Consider the following 18,840-nt stretch of genomic DNA (forward strand, 5'->3'; position numbering starts at 1 on the left):
TTATTTGTATTGTATGATCCTGAAATCTTCTATCAGGCCATAATCATATAGATCGTAATCCTTACCGGAAGGATATGCTTTGATGTTCCGCCAATGCCAGGGACTTGCTATCCCGGGTTGTGGCTTATTATGATGTGGTCCCAGCAGGTTCTTAAAGCTACCTGTCACAATCACTTCCAACTGGTTTGTTCCTTTCTTCAGATATTTTGTGATGTTCAATGCATTGGGATCCGTAAATATAATACCTGCTTTTATACCATTCACCTTTACTTCAGCCACGGTACCTTTCCATGCTCCCAGCACCACTTCATATTGCTGGCCGGTATTAGCTACTGATAATTCTTTTTTGTAGCTGATGCTTTGCCCGTATAAGGGAAGCCCCTGTTCTTTCCAGCTGCCCAATTGCAATGGCTGCGGCGGTACAATCTTAAAACCTTTCGCTGCTGCGGACAGGTTAAAGTCTCCAAGGATATACACGGGTTCTATCTCCGCATAAATGCTCATGGGGGTAATCGAAAGCGTGAGGGTGTTTTCCCCTGTTTTCAGTAAAGCACCTATCTCCAATACACCGAACGACCTGTCCAGCCACCATTTCCCTTTCACAGGTTGTATGGCTTTGCCGTTCACGAGGATCTTATTCCATAGTTCAGGATGTTCTATTACGGCAGTGAACTTATTAAAAGCTACGTGCTCCTCTATCTCAAAACGATAGGTAGCGGTATACCCGGTATGGGTAGTGAAAGTATCTTTTGCTACCAGCCTGTCTTTAAATTGCACTTCGTGATTCCAGGGATTACCGCTGGTATAATTGTATTTTTTGAAGAGCACATCTGTAGCATTGGTCACATGATTTTCCTTCAGCAGGGTATCGCCAAATGCTACATCTGCGAAATCGATCATGAGCGTATTGGCGGCGGGGCGTACAGCTTCAGCGGTGTTGGTATTCACAGCGGCAGCCGTTCCTTTAACAGGCCATGCAGGGAAGCCTGCCTGCTGTTTATCTGCAACGAACAGCAGCATACTGCCGGCAGCGGGAACATTGAAATCAACCCTGAGGCCGCTGGCGGAACTTTGTGCAGGATAGTCATATATCTTACCTGTGAAGAGGTCCATCAGCAGCACATCTTTTCCTTTCAGCTGCAATTGCCCTGTGGCTGTGCTTTCCATACCGGAATTAGCCAGGAAGATCAGCTGACCGTCTGCAAAGGCCCTGCGGTGATGAAAGAGATTGCCACCGGAAAAGCTGATATTGAAATCTTTTGAGGGGAAGATCTTTGTATCAAGGGAATGATGTACTTCCCCGAAATCCAGTGCATTGCCGGCTGCGCCATCCAGTGTTTGCAGTTTTTCGTACAGCAATATTCTGCCGCCCTGATCTGCATATGCTTTTAATAATTTGTAAGTAGGCCCGTCTATATTTTCCATGCCGGGAGGGATCACTACGGTGCTGTAAGCCCTTTGCCCTACTATAAATTTTCCGTTCTCTGCTTTGCCATGTTCCCTGATAATGTATTCTGATCCCAGGTCGTATTCCACCTGTGCTTTTTCGAGTTTGGTTACAAAGGCCTGGAAAGCATTGCCTATCTCCCCGAGGTGCGGATGGTTTTTGCCATGGATGGCGTAGGACCATGCAGTGGTGGTGGGTTCTATAACGAGTATCTCATTCCGTTGCTGGCCTTGTGATAAGGCAAAAGACAAACGGGTGTAATAATTATTCAGTGTTGCATAGTGTTGCCACCAGGGATTATGATAAGAGAAGGATTGCGGGTAATCTCCTTTCCTTGCGCCGGAGATGGTCATAAAGGAAAGGTGCTGGTTGAGGAAATTCACACCCAGCACATATTCCCAGTCTCCCAGGCGTTTCAGGTCTTTGTAGGTAAGGTCCCAGCCGCCGCCGCCATAGGTTTCACTCAGTGTCCTTTTTTTATTCAGCTGGTTAGCTACGCTGGCTAGTTCCTTTACAGAGCGGATGTTGCCGAACTGAGCGCCGGGGCTTGTTTCATTGAATTGGTTGAACAGCATGTCTATACCCGGTTGCTGATGCCAGGCATACATGGCCATGTTATCGGGGCCGTGTTCAGGATTAGGCCAGCCATGTTCCCAGTAGTGACCTGTCCAGGGCATGTTATGCTTTTCCATGTAATTGTGCATGGGTTTGGACCAGCGGTCAATGAAGAGGTCCAGCAGGGTTTGATAGAAGTTATGTCTTACTTTCTTCCAGTCTCCCACTTCTTCAAATAAAGAGGGGAGATTGGGTTGTAAGGCATATCCCCACTTCTGCTGAAAGGTGCTGAACAGGTCGGGCGTCCAGCGTACGGTGTTGGGGTATTCTGCCTGTATGCCGGGTTCATCGGAGAAAAGTCCTTTTACGGTTTTACCGAATTCGTTGCCGGCTACTTTCTCGTATCCTTTCATGGTTACTTCCAGGAACTTTTCTGTTACGCCTTTCACCATCAGGTCCACATAACTGAAGCCGCCGTACCAGCCGGATTTGCTGTAGTATCTTTTATGGAACAGGTAGAACCTGCCGGTTTTACCTTTGAGTTCCTGCATCTGTGATGTTACATCTTTAAAGCTGCCGTTCACTTCCTGTACGCAAACAAAGAGATATTTTGTATCCTTTGGAAAGGTATCTGTTTTAGTGATCTGCAGCATTTGCCCCTGGTTATAGGATTCCGGCATCTGGTCAGGAACGTGGCCTCCTGCAAAACCAGAGGGGTAGGAGTTTTCGTCATAGATCCATACATCCAGCCCAAGGGCTTTGCCTTTGGCTACAGTGTACCGGAAAAGATCGAACCATTCATTGGAGAGATAAGAAGTGATGAGTCCCGGGCGGGGATGTACCATTACACCGCCGAATGCTTTGTCTTTAAAATCCTGCAGCATCAGGTCTATTTCCTTCTTTGTTATTTTTGTGTTCCATACCCATAAAGGTGCGCTGCCATATTCCCTGCCGGGTGCAGTGAATTGTTTTTGCAGTTGAGTAAATGTTTGTGCTTTCCCCTGCATGATCATCAACATACAGATGCAGTAGAACGTGGTAGCAAGCTTTCGCATAGTCGGGTATGTTTTTTAAACTTTATTTAAACCATCGGACGATCTCTTTTGCGATCAGTTCGTGGCCTTCTTTATTAGGGTGATTCCCCTGGGACATGTAATCTTTAAGTGGCTGCACGGCTTTGAACTGGCTGTAACTGTCAGAGAAACCTACCTTGAATGCATCTGCCATTTCCCTGATCTGTTTTGTATGTTTTGCCAGCGGGGCAGCATCACTTTGAATATCTTCAGAGAGGTCTGCAGAAGGAGAAAGCAGGATCACTTTGATGCCTTTGGCCAATGCCGCGCGGATCATTTTCTCCCAGGCTGCTTTGGCTGCTTCCAGTCCCGGCCCTCTGTCGTTCAGGGCATAGTCAATGAACAATACATCCGGTTGATGGATGAGTACATCTTTCTCAAAACGTTTCTCTCCGTTTACACTGTTTTCGCCGCCGATAGCTGTTACGATCACATTGATCACTGCGTGCGGGTAACTTGCCTTTAATGCTTTCAGCACCAGTTGGGGATATGCATCCAGCGTGTTCACCTGTGGTGTTCTGAAGTAACCGGAAGGAACAGAGTGACCATGGAATACCAGGTTGATGGTCCTGTTCTTCGGCCATTCTTTTACCAGTTCTAATTTGATATCTTTGAGATATTCTTCCCTGTTTACCTGTGCTGAAACCAGGCCTGATAAGAACAGGAGGCAGCAAATGAGTTGTATCTTTTTCATGGTAAACAAGATATTGTTTTTATCGTACAACACCTATAAAGCTAGATGGAACGGATCAATCTCTTTTATATAAACTACCAGATTTTTTGTACTTTTTGACATTAATCATCCACGTGTACACATGAAGAACTTTTCGAAATATTTTACGATCACGTCTGCAGAAGAACGATGGGGATTATATCTCACCACCACAGGTTTTACCCGGATAGAACCTGCTGATGCCAAAACCTATCCGGTTAACAAGGAGCATCCATCCAGTTATTCACTCACCTGGAAGTCCGGCCGCGTGCTGAAGGAATTCCAGCTGGTATACATCACGGCAGGCAACGGCGTATTTGAATCTTCGCAGGTGCCTTTGCGGAATATAGACGGCGGTACCTGCTTTCTGCTGTACCCCGGTACCTGGCACCGTTACAAACCGCTGGAAACTTCCGGGTGGACGGAATACTGGATCGGGTTCAAAGGGTATTACCCGGAGCAATTGATGCGGAAAGGTTTTTTCCAGGAAGATAAACCTGTGATAGACCTGGGCATTGATGAAGAAGTACTGATCCTGTTCCAGAAATTATTCATGGCGGTAGACCAGGCGCAGCCCGGTTATCCGCAGGTAATGTCTGCCATGCTGATGGAGATCTTTGCGCGGATCCATACCCGCACGTACTATGATGTGCAGCATAAGGGGCAGGATGAGAACCTGGTGGTAAGAGCTAAGTTCCTGATGCGGGAAGCCATTGAAGAATCCAACAATATCGAAGATATCATCAAAGACCTGCCGGTGAGTTATTCCAAATTCAGGAAAGTGTTCAAACAGGTAACGGGTGAATCGCCGAACCAGTATTACCTGAACCTGCGCCTGAAAAAAGCAATGACCCTGCTGGATGCCACGCATCTCTCTGTGAATGAAATAGCTTACCAGACGGGTTTTGAATCCGTGTTCTATTTTTCAAAGCTCTTTAAGAAAAAGAACGGGCTTTCTCCTTCTGCCTGGCGGGAGCAGAAGAAAGCGGATTAGCGGCATCCTTCCTCCCCTGCAGAAAATAGCTAGCAGACCTTTACGCGGATTAGCGGCATCCTTCCTTCCCCTGCAAAAAATAACTAGCAGACCTTTACAATGTTCATGTTCAGGAGATGCGCCAGTTTTTCCAGTTTATGATACATATGCCCTGTTCCTATTGCACAGTGATGCGCGGGGCCATGGCTGTTCCAGCGGTTAATGAATTCCTTCGCGCCGCAGGAGAAACGGTAACGGCTATTGGTATTGCCTATTTCCAGGATAGGCCCTGCTACAGATTCCGCTTCTGCCACCAGGAAAAATAATTCATTACGATCGTTTTCCACGATAGAAAGTAAAGTAACAGGGCCGTGTTTAACAGACATCTCAACAGAAAGCCCGTTGCCTACCTTGCCATGATACACGCCTAAAGGTTTCACTTTGATCTTTCCTTCTGCGATCCTGATATGCGCAGGGCCATCATGCCCCAGCAGTACTACATCATCATTATAATCTACGGCATAATATTCAGAGAAGGATCCGCCGCAGCCAAAGCTGTCCATGATCTTCATGGCCTGGGCATTCTTTATCTCATACTCACCTGCAACAGGAATACCTTTGGAAGTTAAGAGGGAATTACCCACAATAATAGTGGCAATGGTCTCTTTGTTTTCAGGGATACCTGTGCCTTTATAGTAGTAGGCCATTGAACCCAGTTTATACCGGGTGGTTAATACATCCAGCGCCACGCTGGTAACGGCTGCTTTCCTGATCTCTTCCGTGTCGCAGTTGGGTTGTATATCAAATTCCCGGTAGAATTCCTTTATCCTTTCTTCTGCCTGTTTATGGGTCACTTCTCTGCGGAGAGCAGAGAGTTCATCTACTTCCAGCAGTTCCATATGCCCGCCGAAATATTTGTACTGGAGGGTGAGATCACTGTAGATATCCATCATGCCGCTGTAATAATGGCCCATGCAGCCAAGGCGGTTGTAGTTCATGGTATGTGCTACTTTTGCGGCTTCCACCCAGTCTCCGATCTCTTCCCAGCACGCATCGTTTTGCAGTACGCCGGTGACCTGGTGAAAACGTACACCTGTTCTTTTGAATACATTGGCGAGTTCCGGAACGGGGCAGGCAGAGCAATAGGCCAGCCATTCACCGGTCATCTGCGTGGTGTCGTTCATTTTATTGAATGCATCATAATTGATGGCATTACCGGGAGAGAGATTTAAAAGTACTACCGGCGCGCGGTGGTTCCTGAGCACCGTCATCACAGTGGAAGAGAGGGCATAGGTGGACACGTAAATGAAGATGAGGTCAACATCTCCCGTGCGTAACCTGGTGCCGGCTTCAAAGGCTTTATCTGTGTTATCTACAAGGCCGAGGTTCAATACACGTGGATGGGTTTTCTCCAGTCTTTGCTGGATATAGAGCAGGTTATTGGTCAGGCGTTCCTGTAATCCGCTGAACTGGTTCCAGTATTCTTCCAGCCCTATGCCAAACAGTCCTATGTTCATACTATACATTTTTTCAAATGTAGCGTGAATTCCATATTCTATTTGGCAGGAAAGATGTGTTTTTTGATAAAAAAAGGCTGGCTAAATTAGCCAGCCCATTTGATCTTAGAAGCCTCCGCCGGTATCCATTTGCATACCATCGGCGCTGGACTTATTATTCTTTCGTTTGAATAAAGTAGCGTCAAACTTCCCGAAGCGGTAACTGAAGTTCAGTTTCAGGATGCGTGATTCCCGTTTACGGATAAAGTTCTGAGAGAAGTAAGGCGATTCCTGGTCCATCTCAAACTGGCGGGTATTGAATACATCGCTCAGGCTGAGGGTAAGGCTTGCTGCTTTGTTCTTCAGGAAGTCTTTCCGTACTGCAAGGTCTACCGCACTTAATCCTTTGATCATACCCTGTGCAGAAGTGGGGATCATCATGAAGCCGCCACCGCCGCCTCCGCCACCACGACCGCCGCCTCCGCCGCCTGAAGGAACAGTAATGGTAGGTGCCTGGTAGTTGGCCGTTACCTGGAAGGTAAAGTTAGCCGGTAACTTGGTTTCAGAGTTGATCTTTGCGAGCCAGCTGAACCCGCGGTTAGTATAATTTTCTTTCGCGTTCTTCACCTGCAGCTCTGTTTGATAGAGGTTCACATTGGTGGTGATGGACCAGCCGGTGATGATCTCATTCTTCATAGTCAGCTCTGCACCGTAAGAGAAGTTCTTGTTCGCATTCACGAAGGTGGTCAGCAAAGTATCATTGCCCGGTGTAATGGGTTCGTTGATGGTGCTGATCAGGTTGTTGGTATTGCGATAGTATAATGAACCCAGGAAGTTGTGCTTCTTCCATGTTTTCATATAAGAGAATTCAAGACTGTTCGTATACTCCGGTTTCAGATCAGGATTACCTTCCCGGTGGTTCAGCGGATCTGTGAAATCGCGGTAAGGTATTAACTGGAAGAAGTTTGGACGGTTCACGCGGCGGGAATAGTTCAGCTGTACTTCCTGTTCCTTTTTCAGTTTGTACGATAAGTATACGCTGGGGAACAGGCCCGGCACTGGTTTGGTAGGTTTATACTTCAGTGATTTACTGGGTATTTCTCCTGCATATACATATTGCTCTGCACGTAAACCTACCTGGTAGCCAAAGTTCTGAATGGTGTTTGAATAGTTCGCATAAGCAGCATAGATCTGCTCATCGTATTTATAATCGTTGGAAATACTGTCTATCCTTACCGGGTTGCCATTGGTGGCATCGAACACATCGTACACGCTGCTGTAGTAACGCATGGTTCCCTTGATACCGGTTTCAAATTTGCCGGTTTTGCCAACAGGGTCTACGTAATCTGCCTGGAAGGAATAGAAATTAGTTTTGCCATCGCTGTTGTTGCTTTGTGCAAAACGATTACCAACGGGGTCGCCACTCAGGTTGAGTGGTTGTGTGATGAATCCGCCGCTGCGGTTATTGTTGCTGAGGTTCAGGGACACATCTGCAGTGAGTTCCCTGTTAGGTTCTGCAAAGAGGTGTTTGAAACCCAGTGTGGTTGTGTAGTTGTTGAAACCGAACTTACTGTCCGTATAACGGTTGTTGCGGTTGGTGATGGCTTTGTTTGCATCACTGTATACACTGGCCAGTGTTTCCCTGTTCTTGAAACTACCACCTACGATGTTTTGGGACAGGGAGAGGGTGTTGCGGTTATCCAGGAAATAATCCAGGCCAAAGCGGCCGAACTGGAATTGCCCGCCCTGGCGGCTGTCGCTGTTCTGGTTAATGTAATTCTGATCCGGGGAACCGGCCACAGCAAAATTGGTACGGTCTGTGGTTCCGTTGCCCCAGTTCCTGTTAGCGTTAAAGTTGTAATTGGCAGACACGTTCCATTTACCCTGGCGCACGTTCACGTTACCACCCAGGTTGTATTTGTCGTTGTTGCCAATTCCGGCCATCACCATACCGTTATAGCCGGCTTTCTTGTTCTTTTTCAGTACAATGTTAATGATGCCGCTCATGCCCTCGGCATCGTATTTGGCGGAAGGATTGGTAATAAGTTCTACGCTTTCGATAGCATCTGCAGGGATCTGGTCAATGGAGAGCGTGCTGGGCTTTCCATCCACAAAGATATTAGGGGAGGAGTTGCGCACTTTCACGTTACCATCAATGTCCACATTCACGGAAGGCACACTTTTCAGCACATCTGCGGCAGTACCGCCTACGCTGGTAAGGTTACGGTCCACATTGAACACCTTTTTATCAATGCTCATCTGGAAAGCGCTGCGCTGGCCGGTAACATTCACTTCCTCCAACGATTTGGCATTGGCTTCCAGTTTGATATTACCCAGGTCCTGGGACATGGTTTGCGGCGTAACGGTTACCCTTTTGAATATGGTTTTATAACCCATAAAGTTGATGCGGACCAGGAAAGCGCCGAAGGGCAGATTTTCCAGGTTAAAATCACCGTTTCCTTTACTGAGCATACCTGTTACCACACTGGAATCTTTTGCACGAAGGAGTGCAACGGATGCGTATTCAACAGCTTGTTTGGTCTGAGCGTCTACAAGTTTGCCATAGATCTGGCCTATCTGCGGCATTGCTCCACCTCCCGGGCCTCCGGGACCACCTGCACCACCCGGGCGTTGGCCCGCTCCTGTACCTGCACCTGGTCTTCCGCTATTTTGTGGGGCCTGGGCAGCCACGTTCAATTGCATTACCATCAATGCAATGAACACTGCGTATAATTTTTTCATCTTGATTTTTTCTTTTGACTCGAGATTTAGACGTTGTTTTTTGATCTGACCTTCACACAGGTATTTGCAGCAACAAAAATAGATGCAAAACGGGTCACCTTACAGACATATTGATAAAGGGAGTTAAATCAACCACGAAATGCAGTTAATCAGGGGTAAAAGGTATTAACAGTAGTTAACACTCAGATCAATCATTTGCTAAATAAAAATGGCCTCTATTTACATAGAGACCATTCTATTAAGATGGGTGATTGAGGGGTCTCGAACCCCCGACCCTCAGAACCACAATCTGATGCTCTAACCAACTGAGCTACAACCACCATGTGTGTTTTGCGGATTGCAAAGGTAAGGGAAATCGGTTTCAAATTCCAAATGTGTAACCAAAAATCTTTTTCATTTATAAATGTTTTTTTTGGCGAGGGTAAGTTGCTGAGGCTAAGATACCTAACATATGATGGTTGGAAATCTGTTAGAGAGGGGTGGTTATGCACATGATTTCCACAAAAAATGAGTTATCTTTGCCTCTCGCAATTCACCCGAAACTTACTAGCCCAGCATGCGAAGTGCTGGGCTATTTTGTGTCTATGAATGAACGAAACATTATATAGTAGATTGATATTCAACTTAATATGCGTATGGATCAGCTGAAATTAAAATTGCAGGAGTATTACCAGCATTATCAGAAGCAAGAGAAAAAGCCCAGAAAAACGGCTAAAGGGGGAGATGTGGACACGGTGCAGGTCCTGGAAACAGATATCCTCACCCAGTTCGGTTTGCCTGTATCAAAACGGTTCGTACAAATACTGCACGATTTCGTAAATCACAGTGTGGTAAATGATCAACTGTTAGATTACGTGAGCAAGAAATTGCGTACCGCAGCCCGTAAGTATTTATTAGCACCCGTTATGACAGATCTCGAACTATTAACACAAGGCCGCGATCAGAAAAGGAGTCCGTTTGACGTACTGCCGGAGCTGGGGTATCCCTCTCACGAGTATGCCGTATTCCTGATAGGGGAGTTGCTGTACCGCAGAAATGTATCCGCACAGGAAGTGATGGACGAACTGAAACGCGTGCAGAAGCATAACAGTTGGGACGATCTGCTGGTGTTAAGCAAGATCAACAACTATTCCACGCACGAGCTGTATACGAAACTAAAGAAGTACCAGCTCAGCTTTGTGGATGATTTTGTAACGCATCTGCGCCGCCAGGAAGTGGCTAAACCACAGAACAGACGCCTGACGCCTGCAGAAGAAGGGTACAAACCCAATTACAAGACCATCTCCAAAGTACAGGTGGAAGACATTGTGTTCGACGATAAAACCATGCCTACCCTGTTTGGTAAGATCAAGAGCGGTACCCGTTATACCCGCATTACTATCGGGCTGGAATTCACTGAACTGAACCAGTTGCTGATGAGCAGCGGAGAGTTAGGTGTAGAGATCAGCAGCGCCATCAAAAAACGCATGGCTAACCCGGCGGCTGAGAAACCAATGGTGATCGATATCAAAGCGGAATTCGGCGAACCCCTGAAACTGGATAACTGCTACCTGGAAGTATACAAACCGCAGCACAAGGAAGATGGTAAGTGGACGGAGGATAAAGATGCTTTCTACTTTGTAGACAGGATCCTGTCCAAAAAGGAATTTGATAAAAAGTCGAAAGAAGCAGAAGTGAAGAACAAGATCGAAGAATGCCTGGAACTGATCGGTGGTTCTTATGTATACTATCAACGTTTACGCCGCTTAGGTATTACAGAAGAAGAGGCGCAGGTGAGAGCGGGGTTGCAGGACGAATTATTGTTTAAGCTGAGTTTCTATCTGAATAAACTGAAAGATTAAAAAAAAAGCCCCGTTGCAAAACGGGGCTTTTTTTATTTAAAACTTAAAAGTCTTTCACTACTCTGCCCACTCTTCCGTACTGGTCCATCGCTTCTACCACCACATGGAAATTCTTGGTGAAATCATTGTTGTAGAAGATGATCCTGGCAGTATGATTAGTTGTATCATATGGCAGGCCGGCATTCCAATACAATGTGAGGCGTTTATCTGCCAGCTGATGTACTGCTTTTTTCACGGAGTAATCAGGGCTATAGAATTCTTTAATGATCTTGTAGCCGCCTTTCTTCACCAGCTCCAGTCCTTTCGCATTAGGGTCCGGTCTGCTGTCTCCTCCTCTGCGCGTCCAGATGGCAATAGCACCATTGCCGCCGCCGAAGCCACCCATGAACGGAGGGCGGAACACTTTAATGAGTGCTACGTCTGACATGGGGATATTGGCTACTGTATTAATGTCTACCGGCATCTGGTCCAGGAACACGCCGGGAGCACCGCCCCGCCAGGAGAGAGAAGGATTATTCATGTCTCCGCCGATCTGTAAGCCCGGTACCCTTGCCTGCAGGTATTGGAATACGTTAAAGGAAGTAGGATTTTCGTTCGTGAGATCGAAGGTATAACCATCGCCGCCGGCGAACATACCGCTGGCATAACGTTTCTCTGTTGTTTCTTCCGGTGTGGGTTTCTTTGCGTTGATGTTCACTTCCTTCAGGAAGATGGTGCGGTTGGTCATGCTCCTGATCACACTATTACCTTCCAGTACGGTAGCCAGGTAGTTCTTCAATACCTTGTTATCCATTGGTGGTGGGGGTAACAAAGGGATTGGTGTTTTTACCGGCGCAAAGTTGTCGAAGAAGTGGCGGTCAAACTGCACATCTACATCCTTCCATTTTTTATTCGTCATATTGCCCTGGAAATAGATCTGGGCAGTATCCCTGTACATTAAATTACTGAGGGCGAACTGGCCTTTGCTGTTCACAGGCGCGGAAGCAAATGCGGAAGAACTGTCCACCGGAATTTTGATAAGGAAGTTCACGCTGCCATCTGTTACAGGCGCTCTGCCGGAGGTGTAAGCAGTACCGGTGATATTGATACCCTGTTCATAAGGATAAGTGATCTTCGGGAACTTGTCCTGCAGGATCTGCTGCCAGTTATAACGTCTCCATCCGTTGGTGAGCATCACAAGGTCCAGTGTTTGCATGGTGCTGTCGTTCTGAAAATACCAGTAGGGATTGTGTACATATCCATGGATATCAGAAGTCAGGAAGGTATGTGTAACGATGTTATTGGCATTTTCATCCCTTGCCACCTGGTCTGCATCCGTAACAGCTACGCTCAGGTGACCACGCATGGAATCAGGGATCTGCAGCACCAGTTCTGTACGCTGGCGGGGACCTTTATTTAATTCCTGCGGATCAAGGAAGAATTCCAGCAGGTCCTGTTTCTGATTTACATACACGAGGCGTTCCGAAAGCGGGCGGCCCTGGTTATCGAATATGGTGAGTTGTAAAATGCCGGGAGGCAGGTTGTTGGTGGGGATAAGCCCGCTCACTTTTCCTTCGTCTATATTCAGCTCTGCTTTATAGATCAGTTGGTTCTGCATGGTAGCTACCAGTAAAAGGTTGTTCGCGGTGCTGTCTATTCCATTGAAACCGGTGAGGTAGAAGATGCGGGAACCACGGTTATATACTTTGAGTGCAATACCGGATGTTTTGGCTACCGGCAGCGGGAATGTTTTCTGTTGCCCGCTGGCAGACTGTACCACGGCTTTATAGGTTTTGCCGGCTTCCGGTTTCAGTTCAAAAGTGCCCATCCCGTCGTGCACGGTAGTGATCACGGCCACCTGTTTATCATTAGCATCCCTTACGGCACCGGCTACTTTAATAGGATAACCGTTCTGATCAATGGCTTTGAATGCCACCACGCTGCTTACCTCATTCACGAGGTCTCCGCCTTCCGGGAAGAATTGTACGGCATAATCTTTACTGGCAGTTTCCTCGCCTGATTTACCCGTTTTAGGATCAAATACCTGGATGTTCTTATAGAAAAGGAAAGTAGAATCAAAGTTCAGCATCCATGCGGTGTAGGCCCTTACCTGGTAGAGGCCTGGTTTCATGTTCTCCGGTAAAGTGAATTCTCCCGAGGCTGCGCCATCATATACAAGCACCAGTTCTTTCTGCACAATAGCGCCTTTCTGGTCACGCAGTTCCGCATAAAGGTTGCGGGCGCCGGTGGCAGGAAGATCGTTAAGGGTAACGAATCCGGAGAACCATACGGTTTCGCCGGAAGCATAGTAGTCTTTATCTAACTGCAGGTAAACTTTCTCTTGCGGATAATTGCCTGTGAAGTTGGCTAAAGCCCTTTGAATCCTTGTGGCCCAGTCGTCTGGTGGTGTAAAGCCGAACGCGCCCCAGATTCCTGTAGCTAATACACAGGACATCAATAGGTAACGAAGTTTGTGCAGGGATTTGCGTTGCATGGATCAGAATGTATTTAAACCAACAAGATAATGAATTACGAATAATTAGTAGATAGTGCCTGTGAGATTTTAACATTTCATATTTGAGCCATAAATCCGAAATTCGCCGCGGAATGCCGGTATGGCACCTTCTGTAACGAATAAAAAATGGTAAAAGTATGAACAGGCTGGTGGTGATAGGCGGTGGAGCTGCCGGCTTTTTTTGCGCGGTAAACGCGGCAAGGCTGCATCCGGGGCTGGAAGTGGTGTTGCTGGAAAAAACGGGCAAACTGCTGTCTAAGGTAAAAGTTTCCGGTGGCGGCCGCTGTAATGTAACCCATGCACTCAGCAGCATTTCCGATATGGTGAAACGTTATCCCCGTGGAACGCAGTTCCTGAAAAAGTCTTTTATGCATTTTTTTGTACCCGATACTATCCGCTGGTTTGAAGAAAGGGGCGTGAGCCTGAAAACAGAAGAAGATGGCAGGATGTTTCCCGTAACAGATAATTCCCAGTCCATTATTGACTGTTTGCTGCGAGAAGCAGACCGTTACCAGGTGCAGGTGAAAATGCATGCGGATGTGGTGCGCATGGCTAAACGCGCAGATGGGTGGACGATACATTTGCAGGACGGGCAGGAGCTAACCGCACAATATGTTTGCATCGCTGCCGGCGGATATGCGCAGGCAGAGAAATTCAGCTGGCTGCAAGCCCTCGGGCATACGATAGAAGCGCCGGCGCCTTCTTTATTCACTTTCAATATGCCGCAAAACCCTGTTACCGCATTGATGGGTGTATCTGTACCGGTGGCGCAGGTGAAGATAGCGGGCACCAAATTGCAGGAGTCCGGGCCATTGCTGATCACACACTGGGGTATGAGCGGACCGGTGATACTGCGGCTTTCCGCATGGGGGGCGCGTTTGCTGCAGGCGCAGGAATATACATTTACTTTACTGGTGAACTGGCTGCCGGACTATCATGAAAGCTCCCTGCGCGATGCCTGGCCGCAATGGCGGCTGGATATGGGCGGGCAGATGATCTATGCAAAAAATCCCTTCGGGTTGCCGCAAAGGTTGTGGCATTTTCTCTTGCAACAGTGTGGCATACACGAAGAAGTCCGCTGGTCTGAATTACCCGGGAAAGAACAGAATAAACTGATCCGTCATTTAACAGGTATGGAATTTCCGGTGAAAGGAAAAACTACTTTCAAAGAGGAGTTTGTGACCTGCGGAGGGATCCGCTTAAGTGAAATAGAGCCTGATACGATGCAGAGCAGGGTGGTACCGGGCCTCTTCTTTGCAGGTGAGGTGATGGATGTGGATGGGATCACCGGTGGGTTTAATTTTCAGCATGCATGGACGAGCGGTTTTGTGGCCGCTAACCTGGGTACCCTTAAAAAAAGCTGATGCCAGCCTGCCAGCCTAACAATTGACTGAGGCGGCGTTCTGAGAACTTGTTAACCCCGCTGGAATATTCTGAAACAGAAAGAGCAGGCCCTGCATGTACAGATAACCACCTTGTAAAGCTGAAATTCAGCAGTGGCTGAAATCTGTATACCTGCCCAAGGCTCTTCCAGTCTTTATCAAAAACATTCAGCTGCAGGAGGTCTGTGGTTATAGCCCATTTCTTTCCGATGCTGAAGGACCTGCCGATACCAAAGCCCACATTGTACAGATCGTTATCCATACCGCCGGTGAACAGGGTATAGAATTGTTTACGCCCGCTTTTGAAAGAGAGGTTCAGCGGCATCAGGTCATTCGCTGAAACAGAGAGTTTATAATATCCGCCTTTACGGATGATGTTCAACAAACCAAAGCTAAGGCCGGAAGAGGTATCGGCTATGTTTACCAGGGCAAACTGAATGCCCTTCAGGCGGTGGCTGTAATTAAAGAGGGAGCTGAATTGCATGCCGGCCATGGTTCCGCCGCTGATATTACCTGCGCCGGATAATTGTATGCCCATCACGTCTTTCGAGGTTGAATTCACGATCCCTGCCAGCTGTAAACCCACCATATTGCCGCCGGTATGGTTCAGCGCACCAGTAATACTGGCGCCTGTTGTATTCCCCTGGTTGAAATTACTGATACCGGCTGCCTGGGCACCGGTTACATTACCGCGTACCTGGTTCAGGCCGCCTGCCGCCTGTACGCCTTCGAGGTTTCCTTTCACCAGGTTGCTAAGGCCGGCCGCCTGTGCTCCTTTGGCACTGTCGCCTACCAGGTTCAGGCCACCCGTGGCCTGTGCGCCTTTCATCTTTCCTTTGGCTACATTGGCAATACCGGCTGCCTGCGCGCCTTCCACGGATTGCATCACATGGTTATAGCCGCCGGTGGCCTGGGCTCCGGTCATTTTACCGCCCACCATATTAAAGATGCCGGCTACCTGTACGTATTGTACATCCTTTTTATCGATATTGAAACCGCCGGCAACTTCCACGCCATTCAGGCCTGCGGAGTAACCACCAACGAAGTTGAGGGAAAACTTATTTACCACCTGCCCGGCCATTTTGCCGTGGGAGCCAATAGCAGGCACCAGGGAGGTCTGCACCGGTTTATCTGCAAAGAACTTAGAGATATTCTGTGTTTGCCTCCTTAAACCTTCAGACAGCAGGCGCCTGCCCAGCCAGGTTTTCTCCACCTGGTCAGAAACAATGAATTCCTTCAGTACAACCGTTCTGGCGGGGGAAATAGCCAGGGATACCTCCCGGTCAAAACCCGGTAGTACATACAGCGCCGTATCCGTATAAAATTCTTTGCTGACGGTAAGCTGCACAGAGGGTTGCCTGCCTTTGTCCTTCAGCCGGAGATGGAAAAAACCTTCATTATTGGTGAAGGTGGAATACAGGTTGGTGTGATCGTAAATACTGGCATTGGGCACTACCTGCCCGTTCTCCTTGTCCCGCACATATCCGCTAATCACATAGTTCCTCTCCCGCACCTGTTCTGCACGCTGAAGGATGATGTTATCCCCGCTTTCCACGTATTGAATGCGGCCGCTGAACAGGAGGTCCAGCACCTGTTTAACGGGTTTGTTGGCAATGTGGAAAGTAACCAGGCTGTCTCCCCGGAAGGGGCTGCCCGCAAAGGAAAAAGAACAGGCGCCCTGCCTGCTGATAATGGCCAGCACGGTATCTACGGGTTTATTTGTTACGCGGAAAGACACTGTTTTGCTGAGCGGTTGCTGGGCATACAAACCGGGGGCATAGAATAAGCTAAAAGTTATAAGGAGTATAAAGCTGGCACGTTTCAAAACAAAGGAGGGTTTATGCATGGCGAATGCCGGGCTGAATTTTTCAGTTCCCGGCCGCCAAAATTAGCTTAAATCGTGCAAAAGGTGCAAATGGTATTGTATAAACGGTTAAAACAAACCGGCTTTAACGCCCAGGTGGAAGCCGGGGGCACTCAATTTTGCATCCGAGATCCCCACATTGGAACCTGTGCCAAATACACCGCGGTAAGTGCCGCCTGCAACAATACGCAGGTAAGAAGTTACATTCATTTCCACATTCACAAAAGGTTCTGCAACAAATACGGCGCTGCGGGCATGTACATCGTCCCTGTGTTCGTTGTGGCCGGTCCTGGTGGAAACACCCCCTCCGCCTACCAGTGCGCCGGCAGACCAATGGAACAGCTTGTCTGAGTTATGTACATATTCAAATACACCACCGGTATACCAGAGATTGTATTTACGGTTGTCAGTATAGTCAGGTACATAGATATTATTTGCCAGTGAATAGGCACCTGCTCCGAGAAGGAATTTTTTGTTCAGCAATACACCACCATAACCACCGGTAAATACGGCCAGTTTACCATCTATATAAGAGAGTTTGCCCAGGGCTGTACCATAAGCGCTTACTTTAGTATTGCCTCCGCCACTTTTGTGTTTGAAAGAGAGTGTTTCGATCTGTTGTGCATTGGCAAACTGTGCTCCCAGCAGTATTACGCAAGCGATAATAAATGTTTTCATGATATTCTGTTTTTGAATTGTTTCTGCTTCTATGACGGAGAAAAAAGCCTTCCCCCTAGAACAGCTGTAAATTTTTTTAGAGAGGCAATTGAACAGAATGAACAGAAGGATTGAAAATGAACAGAATGAATAAGACTGAAGGGGTTACATTTGGTAACATACGATACACCCCATTTACTTCACCAAACAATGAAATCTATGGAAAACAAACAATTTGGCTGCGAGGCCCTGAATCCTGTCGAGCTGCAAGAGATCAACGGCGGCGGTTACATCAGTGACCTGCTGACCCTTGGAAAAGGTATTTATTTCTTATCTAAAGGTTTTGTAGCAACAGTGCCATTAGCGGGCGCACTGGCTAACTCGTTGCTGACTTCTTTTGTAGATCCGGTTATAGTAGCCGCGTAAACACAGAAGGAAACAAAAAAAAGGTGGCAGGAGCGATCCTGTCACCTTTCTTTTTTTTACAGGTAAGTGATCCCCAGGGGGTAATCTGTTTCCAGTGCGGCAAGCAGGGTCTGGAAATCTTCCGGCCTGTGCAGGAAATCCATTTTGGTAGTATCTATCAGCAGGGTGCGTACCGGGTGCTGGCGGATGAACTGGCTGTACATATCCTGTACATTGGCCAGGTAACTATCCGGGATCTGCTGTTCGTAAGAGCGGTTCCGCTTTTTGATGTTCTGCTGTAGTTTGCTGACAGGGGCATGGAGGTAGATCAGGAGGTCCGGCTGCGCCAGCTGTGGATTGATGATGTCGAACAACTTCTGGTAAAGGGAGAATTCATCTTCCTTTAAGTTCATTTTAGCAAACAGCAGGCTTTTGATGAAAAGGTAATCACTCACGGTGTGGGTGGAAAAGAGGTCCCTGGTGCCGAGCATTTCCTTCAGCTGTTTGTACCGTTCTGCCATAAAGAAAAGCTCCAGCGGAAAGGCATATTGCTCCGGTTCCGCGTAGAATTTGGGCAGGAAAGGATTGTCTGCAAACTCTTCCAGGATCAGTTTCGCCTGCAGGTGTTCTGCCAGCTTAAGAGCGAGGGTTGTTTTTCCGGCGCCGATATTACCTTCTATGGTGATGAAGCGGTATTGCATAGTTAATGGGCCGCAGCAATGAACTTATGGGCGGGTAAAGGGTCAGGACAAGCTTCCAGCAACTGGTCCACCGTGAGTTGCAGGATAGGGTGTACCCATTGCGGGACGATCTCCTGCAGGGGAGCCAGTACAAACCGCCGGTTCTGCATCTGCGGATGTGGCACTTTGAGCTGGGGAAGGGTGATCACTTCGTTGTTAAAGAAGATCAGATCAATATCTATCACGCGGGAGCCCCATTTCTGGCGGCGCACCCGGCCAATTTCCTTTTCTATCTCCAGCAGCACTTCCAGGAGAACGGGGGCCTCCATGGTTGTTTCCACTACCAGGGCCTGGTTCAGGTAGTCCGGCTGCTGCACATCGCCCCAGGGAGCAGTTTCATACATGGTGGATTCCCGGAGTACACGCCCCGCCCTTGCTGCGATCAATGATGCTGCCTGCTGAAGGAATTTTGGGCGGTCTCCCATATTGCCACCTATAAGTAATATTGCTGTATTCATG

Annotated in this window: 13 protein-coding genes and 1 tRNA gene; 4 read left to right on the plus strand and 10 right to left on the minus strand. The window is 47.8% G+C overall.

What is annotated here, in order from left to right; translation table 11 throughout:
* Complete coding sequence (locus BUR42_RS02425; RefSeq protein WP_074237578.1) at positions 1 to 3,057, minus strand: glycosyl hydrolase; 3,057 nt, start codon at positions 3,055 to 3,057, stop codon at positions 1 to 3.
* A 22-nt stretch (positions 3,058 to 3,079) separates the two neighbouring features.
* On the minus strand, positions 3,080 to 3,769 hold the full coding sequence (locus BUR42_RS02430; RefSeq protein ID WP_074240394.1) for an SGNH/GDSL hydrolase family protein: 690 nt from the start codon (positions 3,767 to 3,769) through the stop codon (positions 3,080 to 3,082).
* Between the two features lie 121 nt (positions 3,770 to 3,890).
* Between BUR42_RS02430 and BUR42_RS02435 the strand changes: the two genes are divergently transcribed.
* On the plus strand, positions 3,891 to 4,781 hold the full coding sequence (locus BUR42_RS02435; protein ID WP_074237579.1) for an AraC family transcriptional regulator: 891 nt from the start codon (positions 3,891 to 3,893) through the stop codon (positions 4,779 to 4,781).
* An 83-nt stretch (positions 4,782 to 4,864) separates the two neighbouring features.
* Here the strand turns inward: BUR42_RS02435 and BUR42_RS02440 are convergent, their stop codons facing one another.
* The 3 genes from BUR42_RS02440 to BUR42_RS02450 form a co-directional block, all read right to left on the minus strand.
* Positions 4,865 to 6,277, minus strand: coding sequence for an arabinose isomerase (locus BUR42_RS02440; RefSeq protein WP_234979595.1), 1,413 nt, complete (start codon positions 6,275 to 6,277; stop codon positions 4,865 to 4,867).
* Positions 6,278 to 6,382: 105 nt separating this feature from the next.
* The gene (locus BUR42_RS02445; RefSeq protein ID WP_084185305.1) at positions 6,383 to 8,998 is read right to left on the minus strand and encodes a TonB-dependent receptor; all 2,616 of its coding nucleotides are present in this window, start codon (positions 8,996 to 8,998) and stop codon (positions 6,383 to 6,385) included.
* A gap of 246 nt (positions 8,999 to 9,244) precedes the next feature.
* A tRNA-His gene (locus tag BUR42_RS02450) sits at positions 9,245 to 9,318 on the minus strand.
* A gap of 315 nt (positions 9,319 to 9,633) precedes the next feature.
* Between BUR42_RS02450 and BUR42_RS02455 the strand changes: the two genes are divergently transcribed.
* Positions 9,634 to 10,839: a hypothetical protein gene (locus tag BUR42_RS02455; RefSeq protein WP_143197308.1), complete on the plus strand. Its 1,206-nt coding sequence runs from the start codon at positions 9,634 to 9,636 to the stop codon at positions 10,837 to 10,839.
* A 43-nt stretch (positions 10,840 to 10,882) separates the two neighbouring features.
* On the opposite strand, the gene BUR42_RS02460 is transcribed toward BUR42_RS02455, so the two are convergent.
* Entirely contained in the window at positions 10,883 to 13,312 is a 2,430-nt protein-coding gene (locus BUR42_RS02460; RefSeq protein WP_074237583.1) for an MG2 domain-containing protein, read from the minus strand.
* A gap of 158 nt (positions 13,313 to 13,470) precedes the next feature.
* On the opposite strand from BUR42_RS02460, the gene BUR42_RS02465 reads away from it, so the two are divergent.
* The gene (locus BUR42_RS02465; protein WP_074237584.1) at positions 13,471 to 14,697 is read left to right on the plus strand and encodes a BaiN/RdsA family NAD(P)/FAD-dependent oxidoreductase; all 1,227 of its coding nucleotides are present in this window, start codon (positions 13,471 to 13,473) and stop codon (positions 14,695 to 14,697) included.
* Here the strand turns inward: BUR42_RS02465 and BUR42_RS02470 are convergent.
* Positions 14,684 to 16,540 (minus strand): peptidase associated/transthyretin-like domain-containing protein, encoded by a 1,857-nt coding sequence (locus BUR42_RS02470; RefSeq protein ID WP_074237586.1) that lies wholly within the window; start codon positions 16,538 to 16,540, stop codon positions 14,684 to 14,686. The genes BUR42_RS02465 and BUR42_RS02470 overlap by 14 nt on opposite strands.
* A gap of 108 nt (positions 16,541 to 16,648) precedes the next feature.
* On the minus strand, positions 16,649 to 17,257 hold the full coding sequence (locus BUR42_RS02475; protein WP_074237587.1) for a hypothetical protein: 609 nt from the start codon (positions 17,255 to 17,257) through the stop codon (positions 16,649 to 16,651).
* Between the two features lie 198 nt (positions 17,258 to 17,455).
* On the opposite strand from BUR42_RS02475, the gene BUR42_RS02480 reads away from it, so the two are divergent.
* Positions 17,456 to 17,662, plus strand: coding sequence for a hypothetical protein (locus BUR42_RS02480; RefSeq protein WP_143197309.1), 207 nt, complete (start codon positions 17,456 to 17,458; stop codon positions 17,660 to 17,662).
* A 56-nt stretch (positions 17,663 to 17,718) separates the two neighbouring features.
* Here the strand turns inward: BUR42_RS02480 and BUR42_RS02485 are convergent, their stop codons facing one another.
* A complete protein-coding gene (locus BUR42_RS02485) occupies positions 17,719 to 18,342 on the minus strand; it encodes a deoxynucleoside kinase (protein ID WP_074237590.1) in 624 nt (207 codons plus the stop codon).
* A gap of 2 nt (positions 18,343 to 18,344) precedes the next feature.
* Positions 18,345 to 18,839 carry a 2-amino-4-hydroxy-6-hydroxymethyldihydropteridine diphosphokinase gene (gene folK, locus BUR42_RS02490; RefSeq protein ID WP_074237591.1) on the minus strand — a complete coding sequence of 165 codons (495 nt, stop codon included), beginning with the start codon at positions 18,837 to 18,839 and terminating at the stop codon, positions 18,345 to 18,347.
* Position 18,840 lies beyond the last annotated feature (1 nt).

Source organism: Chitinophaga niabensis, from assembly GCF_900129465.1.
Lineage (GTDB): Bacteria > Bacteroidota > Bacteroidia > Chitinophagales > Chitinophagaceae > Chitinophaga > Chitinophaga niabensis.